Below are 8,023 nucleotides of genomic sequence, written 5' to 3'. Positions count from 1 at the left end.
TAAAACAATCGCCGGATGCGGGGCGCCGAGAGGCTGCCCTATCACTGCAGTAGGATCGCAGGCTCTCCGGCGCCCCGCAGTCCTCCTCTCTTCGGCGTGCTCGCGCGAACTGTCGCGGCGAGACGGCGAAGCATGCCTAGCCGGAAAGGCGGGCATCCCCTAAAACGCAAGCCAGCAAGCCCCTCCAAAAGAAGCCACCGAAACCCATGGCCCCGCCACCGCTTCTCCTTCTCAAGGACATCACGCTCCGCTTCGGCAGCACGCCGCTGCTGGAGGGTGCGACCCTGTCGATCGGGGCGGGTGAGCGGCTGTGCCTGGTCGGCCGCAATGGCTCGGGTAAGTCGACCCTGCTCAAGATCGCCGCCGGGCTCATCGAGCCGGACGGTGGCAGCCGCTTCCTCCAGCCGGGCGCACCGGTGCGCTATCTGGCGCAGGACCCGGACCTGACCGGCTTTGCCAGCACGGGCGCCTTCGTGGAGGCAGGGCTCGGGCCGGGCGACGATCCGCACCGGGCGCGCTATCTCCTGGAGAGCCTGGGGCTCACCGGCCAGGAGGATCCCAAGCGCCTTTCGGGCGGCGAGGCACGCCGGGCGGCGCTCGCTCAGGTGCTGGCGCCAGACCCCGACATTCTGCTGCTGGACGAGCCGACCAACCATCTCGACGTGGTGGCCATCGAGCAATTGGAGGCGGTGCTGAAGGACTCGCGCGCGGCGCTGGTGCTGATCAGCCATGACCGGCGGTTCCTGGAGAATCTCTCGCAAGCCACCGTGTGGCTCGACCGGGGCATCACGCGGCGGCTGGAACAAGGCTTCGCCGCCTTTGAGGCTTGGCGCGACGGCATTCTCGAGGAGGAGGAGCTTGGCCGACACAAGCTGGACCGCCAGATCGTGCGCGAGGAGCATTGGCTGCGCTACGGCGTCAGCGCCCGGCGCAAGCGCAACCAGCGGCGGCTCGAAGGGCTGCTGTCGCTGCGCGGCGAGCGCACGCAAGCCAAGCGTAACCGCGTGCAGGCCGATGTGAGGCTCGAAGTGCAGGAGGCGGGCGAGACCGGCCGCAAGGTCATCGAGGCGCGGGGCATCTCCAAGAGCTATGGCGATCTGCATCTCGTGCGCGACTTCGACATCAAGATCGCGCGCGGTGACCGGATCGGCTTCGTCGGGCCTAACGGTGCCGGCAAGACGACGCTCATCAACATGCTGACGGGGGCGCTTAGCCCCGACACGGGACAGGTGAAGCTCGGCACCAATTTGGAAGTGGCGACGCTGGATCAGCGCCGCGAACGGCTCGACCCCGAACGCAGCGTCTCGGCCACCTTGACCGACGGCAGCGGCGACACGGTGATCATCAACGGCGAGGCCCGCCACGTCATCAGCTACATGAAGGATTTTCTGTTCAGCGCGGAGCAGGCGCGCACGCCGGTGAAGGCGTTGTCGGGCGGCGAGCGCGGGAGGCTGATGCTGGCGGTGGCGCTGGCCCATCCGTCCAATGTGCTGGTGCTGGACGAGCCCACCAACGATCTCGACCTGGAGACGCTCGACGTGCTCCAGGAGATGCTGGCGAGCTATCCCGGAACGGTGCTGCTCGTCAGCCATGACCGCGACTTTCTCGACCGCACCGTGACCTCGGTGGTGGCCTTCGAGGGCGACGGGCAATTGGTCGAGTATGCGGGCGGCTATTCCGACATGGTGGCGCAACGGGGCCACGGCGTCGTCGCGTCAGATGCGGAGGAGCCCGTCGCCAAGCGGGCGTCTCGCGAGACCGCGGCAAAGGCCGCGCCGGCGCAACGCAAGCGTCTCAGCCCGACCGACCAGCATGTGTTGAAGACGGCGCCCAAGCGCATCGCCGCGCTCGGCGACGAGATCGGGCGGCTGGAGCGCGTGCTGGCCGATCCGGATCTTTACGTGCGTGACCGCGAGGCGTTCACCGCGGCGAGCGATGCCTTGGCGAAGGCTCAGACCGATCTCGCGGCGGCGGAGGAAGAATGGCTGCGGGTGGAGCTGTTGCGCGAGGCGATCGAGGAGGAGAGGGTGGCGGCACCCGCGCGGTGAGTCAGCGCTCGTCGATGAGAAAATTGTCGGCGGACTCCGGACCGGCCTTGGGCAGCGCGGCGGCCTCGTCCTTCAGCTTGACGCCCGACAGGCCTCTACGGCGCGCCTCGGTCATCAAATAGAGCAGCCGGTGGGCGGCGTGGTCCGTAGCCGAGGCGCCCGGGCGGATATTGGAGATGCAGTTGCGCGATTCATCGGTCACGGCGACGCGCGGGTTGAGCGTCATGTAGATGCCCATGCTGTCCGGCGAACTCAGGCCCGGCCGTTCGCCGATGAGGATGACGACCATCTTGGCGCCCAGCGCTGCGCCGACCTCGTCGCCGACCGCCACGCGCGCCTCCTTGACGATGCTGAGCGGCGCCATCCGCCAGCCGTCCTTGACCAGGGACGGCATGATGGCATCGAGGAACTTGGCGGCGTTCTCCTCGATGGCAAGAGCCGAGAGGCCGTCGCCGATAACGAAGACCACGTCATAAGGCTCCGCCGGGCGGGGGCTCGCCTCGAGCGTTGCGTGGGAGTCTGCATCGAGGCGGCGGCCCTTGTCGGGGCGCTGCAAATAATGCGGGCGGCTCTCGGCGCTCGAGTGAAGCAGGATCGTCTCGTATCCGCGGGATTGAAGCGCGCCTTGCAAAGCTGGAATGTCGAGCTCGTGATGCACCGCGTCGCGCGCCCGCGCATGGGCAAGCTGGAATTCCAAATGCGGCTTGGTCGGCATGCTGGTGCCCGCATGACCCAGCGCGATGCGCGCTGGCGTGTATCGGCGCAGCTTGTTCCAGGGATCGGCGCCGACGATGACGTGCTTATCGTTGGTCACGGACGGTCCTCAATGAAGATGCGCCAGCGCGCGTTGGAACGGCTTGGGCAGGCTGTCGGCAAGGCGGACGCTCTCGTCCTGCTCGAAGATGCCCATGGTCTTGAGCCAATCCTCGAACTCGGGTGCGGGCCGCAGACCCAACACCTTGCGGGCGTAGAGTGCGTCGTGGAACGAGGTGGTCTGGTAGTTGAGCATGATGTCGTCGGAGCCGGGGATGCCCATGATGAAGCTGACGCCGGCGGCCGCCAGCAGCGTCAGCAGCACGTCCATGTCGTTCTGATCGGCTTCGGCGTGGTTGGTATAGCAAATGTCGCAGCCCATCGGCACGCCGAGCAGCTTGCCGCAGAAATGGTCCTCCAGACCGGCGCGCACGATCTGGCGGCCGTCATAGAGATATTCGGGCCCGATGAAGCCGACGACGGTGTTGACCAAGAGCGGCTTGAACTTGCGGGCGACGGCGTAGGCGCGCGCTTCGAGGGTTTGTTGATCGACGCCATGGTGGGCGTTGGCCGACAGCGCGCTGCCTTGGCCGGTCTCGAAATACATCACGTCGTCGCCGACGGTGCCGCGCTGGAGACCGAGGGCGGCCTCGCGGCCTTCCTGGAGGATGGCGAGGTTGACGCCGAAGCTGGAATTCGCCGCTTCGGTTCCGGCGATCGACTGGAAGACCAAATCGATCGGCGCACCGCGGTTGATCGCCTCGATGCTGGTCGTCACATGAGTGAGAATGCAGGACTGGGTCGGGATGGCGTAGCGCCGGATGATCTCGTCCAGCATCTCGATCAGCGTGGTGACCGCGGCGATGCTGTCGGTCGCCGGGTTGATGCCGATGACGGCGTCGCCGCTGCCATACATCAGGCCATCGACGATGCTGGCGGCGATGCCTGTGGGATCGTCCGTGGGATGGTTGGGCTGGAGGCGAGTGGACAGGCGCTTTTCCAAACCGATCGTGTTGCGGAACTTCGTCACCACGCGGCATTTCTGGGCGACGAGGATCAAGTCCTGCACGCGGCAGATCTTGGAGACGGCGGCGACGATCTCGGGCGTGAGCCCGGGCGCGAGCGCGCGCAGCGACGGCTCGCTGGCCGCGTCCGACAAGAGCCAGTCACGAAAGGCGCCAACGGTGAGATGGGCAATCGGCGGGAAGGCCTTGGCGTCTGATCGTCGACGATGAGCGTGTCACCTCGTCGTCTTCGTAAGGCACCACACATCGCTCAAGAAAGTGGTGAGCGGCGTGTCGGCAAGAGCCATCTGCGCCGCCACGCGCTCCTCGTCGTCGCCCGCCGCGCGCCCGCGAGATAGCGCCGGAGCGCGCCGGGCTGGCCTTGGCGAGCAAGTCCTTGAGCGAGTCGAAATTGTATATGTGCCCGCCGACGGCGTGGGAATACCGCATTGCGCGACGTCACCTGTTGGACCGCTTCCGCAGCGGCGTGGCTTCGCCTGGAGGCGGCCGCCGCTACCGGCGGCCGCCCAGGCCCATCTTATCCCTTCTTCTGGTGCTCCATGGCGAATTCCTCTTCCGGAGACAGAATCATCCGGTGCCGCGCGAACAGCGCGAAGTAGAGGATGCCAAGTACGAACCAGCAGGCGACGGCGATGACGCCGACCCGGTAGGTGGGGTCGGAAAGTTGGAAGAACACCGTCACGAGGCCGATGACGATCGTCAGGACGGCGCCCGGGATGCCGAGCGGGCTTCTAAAGGGCCGCTCGATATTCGGCAGGTTGCGCCGCAGCATGATGAACGATATCGCCTGGAGGATGTAGGAGAACATGGCGCCGAACACGGCCATGTTCAGCAGCGTTCCACCGATGATGGCGGAGCCTTGTTCGGATCCCAAGCTGAACCACACGATCAGCATAACCGCGAGGGCGAGAAGGGCGCCACTGATCATGGCCACGTGCGGCGTCTTATAGCCACCATGGGTGACCGACAGGACGGTCGGAAAATAGCCGGCCCGTGACAGTGAGTAGATCTGCCGTCCCTTCGCATAGATGATCGTGTGGAAGCTCGCGATCAGCCCGATCACCGCGACGAAGGCGAGAACCTTCGCGGCGCTGTCGCCATAGATGGCGCGGAAGCCGTCGAGCAGTGGCTCGCCGGACTGGCCGAGAGCGAATGAGCCGACCCCGATCACCGATGGGTTGAGAAAGACGATCATGGTCGCCGAGATGATCAGCGTGACGATGCCGAGAATAATGCCCCTGGGCATATCGCGCTTCGGATCGATCGATTCCTCGGCTGCGAGCGGCAACTGCTCGATGGCGAGGAACAGCCACACGGCAAAGGGCAGCGTCGCGAACACGCCGTAGATCCCGAACGGGAAGTACGGACCGTTGCCCTCGGGCAGTTCGCTTCCGTCCGGCGCGATGTTCAACGCCCAGCGGCTGAAGTCGATATGCGGAATGGCGCTGACCCAGAAGATAATGAGGATGGCCAGCGCGGCCAGCGTCACCACGAGCGTGACGCGGAACGACAACTCCACGCCCACGATGTTAAGGGCGAGGAATATCGCATACATGAGAGCCCACCATACGGGCTGGAAGGACGCTGGCGTGTCGAAGATCGCCCCGAGATAGGAGCCGATGAAGAACACGATGACCGCCGGGGTCAGTACATATTCGACATTCTCGCAGAGCCCGGTGATGAACCCGCCCCACGGTCCCATGGCCGAGCGGGCGAAGGAGTAAGCGGCGCCTGTATGGGGCAGCGCCGGCGCCATCTCGGCGATGGAAAAGACGAGGCCGAGATACATGACCATGATGATGCCGGCGGCGGCGAGCATGCCGCCCCAGCCGCCGGTCGAAAGTCCTAGGTTCCAACCTGAATAGTGCCCTGAGATGACCGCGCCGACGCCAAGTGCCCAGAGCGACCAAACGCCCGCGTAGCGTCGAAACCCTCGCTTCTCGAAATAACCCGCTTCTACCTTCCTGTAAGCAACTCCACCAGCCCCCCGAAGCTCAGCCATTGCCGTCTCCTTGTGCAAGACAATGCCTCGCCAACATTTGAGGCATGAGACGAGCGTAATCCTGCCCGGGGCTCCGAGAAAGCGGTATTGATGAGCCGCCATCACAATTATTACTGGTGGGGAAGGGGTGTGGTGCCGGCCCCTCCGAGAAATAATATGTTACAATATGCCCCCTGTAAGTGACGGGCTGCTCTTGCTAATCTCCCGTCAGCCGCCGAGGCGTTGGCGCATGGGGAAACGCTGTCGCCTGCGCCATCAAGCAAGGAACTTTGGAGAGTGCCTAAGATGCCAACGAAAATTCTATCAGCGCTTGTTGTCGCTTCCGCGCTCACCGCGCTGTCCTTCCCCGCCGCAGCGGAGATCACGGCTGCGGTGAAGGGCGCCTGCAAGACCGACTACAAGAGATATTGCGGTGCCTACGCGATAAATGATCCCGGCTTGCGCAAGTGCATGGACCAGGTTGGCAAGAACCTCTCGCAACGGTGCGTGAAGACCCTGGTCGATTCGGGTGAGGTCACCAAGGCACGCGCGACACAGCGCTGGAAGCACACACTGGACTAGCCTCCATGCGCCGCGGGCGCTGATCGCGATTTGCGTCTTACGGCCGGGTTACGCCCGGCCGTTTACGTTTGAGAGCCCGCAAGATGCGTAGAATTTTAGCAGGTCCAACAATATTCACCAGTTAGACCAAGCTTCCCTTCGTCTCTTCTTCGCTCTGTCCCTTCGTGGCACTTCACAGCCAGTCCCGACATTTATTACCAATCTTCCTACGGAGATTGCCATATGGAACCTTCAGCTTTGCCGTAGGTTCTCCGGACACTGTCGAATCCCCCGAGGAGACTAGGAGAAAGAATATGGCGAAGGTTGTTCAAGCTCTTTCGATTGCGGCGACGGCACTGTTCTTGACGGGCGGCATTGCGCTCGCTGACAGTTCTGCGGCGATGAAGGCTCTCGATCCGGACGACGACGGCACGATCGACCTTCCTGAAGCCGAAGCCGGCGCCAAGAAGGTGTGGCAGGCCATCAACACCGATGGCGACAACACGCTCGAAGCGGACGAACTCCAGGGCATGCTCGATGCCGACGGTCTCGACAAGGCCGATCCGGACGACGACTCGCTCGACGAGGCCGAGTACATGGCGCTGGTGAAGGAGAAGTTCGAAGCCGCCAATCCGGACGACGACGGCACGATCGATCAAAAGGAGCTCGATTCGCCTGCCGGTCAGGAGCTGCTCAAGCTGATCTACAAATAGTCTTTCGGACTGAGATTTACGGAGTCCGGGGCGCGGGCATTGGCTCGCAGCCCCGGGCGGCCGTCTGGGCCACGGTTCCCGGACTGCTGCCATTAGCAGGACACAAACCCCCGCCATGAGAGATTAACGGTTTTTAAGACTGATGCGTGGCTTCCTATGGGCTAGCCGCGATTTGTGCCGGCGGGGGAGCCGTTGACCGACCTCTATGAGATTCTGGGCCTGAAGCGGACGGCAGGCCGGAAAGACATCCACAAACCTACCGGCGCAAGGCCAAGACCGCGCATCCGGACAGCGGCGGGACGGTCAAGGCCTTCAACGAGCTGGTCACGGCCTATGCCGTGCTGTCGGACGCGGAGAGCCGGGTCAAATATGACGAGACCGGCGAGATCGATCCGCCGCGGCCCGACAATTTCGACGGCGGCGCCATCGAGATCATCGCCGAGAAGCTCGGCCTCGTGATCCATGCAGAGCACGACTTGGCGGCGATGGACGTCGGCGCGCTGATCGAGCAGGCGATCCGCCAGGACATCGCCGACCGAAAGGGAAGCATCACCCATCAGAAGCGCGCCGCCGAGCGGCTGGCGGCTCTGCGTGCCCGGACCAAGAGGAAGGGGCGAGGGGAAGGCAACCTGGTGGCCGGGGTGTTGGACTGGCACGAGCTTGCCATCAAGAACCACATCAAGAAGCACGAGGACGCGGTCCGCTTCCTGGAGCGCGCGCTGGAGTTGCTGGAGGACTATTCCTTCGGCGACGATCTGGTCGCCGCGCAGGCCGAGGAAGTGTCCGGGGCGCTGAACGACATCCTGGTGGCGCTCGATGAACTCGCCGCCATCCTCAACACGAGCCCAGCCCGGGCCGACGCCATGCCGCAAGGGGCGGGCCCGACTGCGTTCGGCTAGGCGCCGTCGCCCATCAGGGGTGGCCGAATGGACCGCTATCGCG

At 64.4% G+C, this 8,023-nt stretch carries 5 protein-coding genes and 2 pseudogenes; 4 read left to right on the top strand and 3 right to left on the bottom strand.

The window, feature by feature from the left end; genetic code table 11:
- The first annotated feature begins 206 nt into the window (after window positions 1-206).
- Window positions 207-2,048 (top strand): ABC-F family ATP-binding cassette domain-containing protein, encoded by a 1,842-nt coding sequence (locus AUC69_RS12235; protein ID WP_069442393.1) that lies wholly within the window; start codon window positions 207-209, stop codon window positions 2,046-2,048.
- Window position 2,049: 1 nt separating this feature from the next.
- On the opposite strand, the gene eutC is transcribed toward AUC69_RS12235, so the two are convergent.
- The 3 genes and pseudogenes from eutC to AUC69_RS12220 form a co-directional block, all read right to left on the bottom strand.
- The gene (eutC, locus tag AUC69_RS12230) at window positions 2,050-2,862 is read right to left on the bottom strand and encodes an ethanolamine ammonia-lyase subunit EutC (protein WP_069442392.1); all 813 of its coding nucleotides are present in this window, start codon (window positions 2,860-2,862) and stop codon (window positions 2,050-2,052) included.
- A gap of 9 nt (window positions 2,863-2,871) precedes the next feature.
- Window positions 2,872-4,255, bottom strand: a pseudogene (locus tag AUC69_RS12225) (ethanolamine ammonia-lyase subunit EutB).
- A gap of 88 nt (window positions 4,256-4,343) precedes the next feature.
- Window positions 4,344-5,828, bottom strand: a complete 1,485-nt coding sequence (locus tag AUC69_RS12220) for an amino acid permease (RefSeq protein ID WP_069442391.1) — start codon at window positions 5,826-5,828, stop codon at window positions 4,344-4,346.
- 285 nt (window positions 5,829-6,113) lie between these two features.
- Here AUC69_RS12220 and AUC69_RS12215 point away from each other — a divergent pair, with 285 nt between their 5' ends.
- The 3 genes and pseudogenes from AUC69_RS12215 to AUC69_RS12205 all read left to right on the top strand — a co-directional run.
- Window positions 6,114-6,389, top strand: coding sequence for a hypothetical protein (locus AUC69_RS12215; protein ID WP_069442390.1), 276 nt, complete (start codon window positions 6,114-6,116; stop codon window positions 6,387-6,389).
- Between the two features lie 293 nt (window positions 6,390-6,682).
- Window positions 6,683-7,081 (top strand): EF-hand domain-containing protein, encoded by a 399-nt coding sequence (locus tag AUC69_RS12210; protein ID WP_069442389.1) that lies wholly within the window; start codon window positions 6,683-6,685, stop codon window positions 7,079-7,081.
- A gap of 266 nt (window positions 7,082-7,347) precedes the next feature.
- Window positions 7,348-7,980: pseudogene (locus tag AUC69_RS12205) on the top strand (hypothetical protein); the annotation flags it as partial.
- Window positions 7,981-8,023: the final 43 nt, after the last annotated feature.

Source organism: Methyloceanibacter superfactus (genome assembly GCF_001723305.1).
In the GTDB taxonomy this organism is placed as follows: Bacteria; Pseudomonadota; Alphaproteobacteria; order Rhizobiales; family Methyloligellaceae; genus Methyloceanibacter; species Methyloceanibacter superfactus.
Note: the sequence above shows the minus strand (reverse complement) of the source record. Positions and strands in the feature narration are given on the sequence as shown.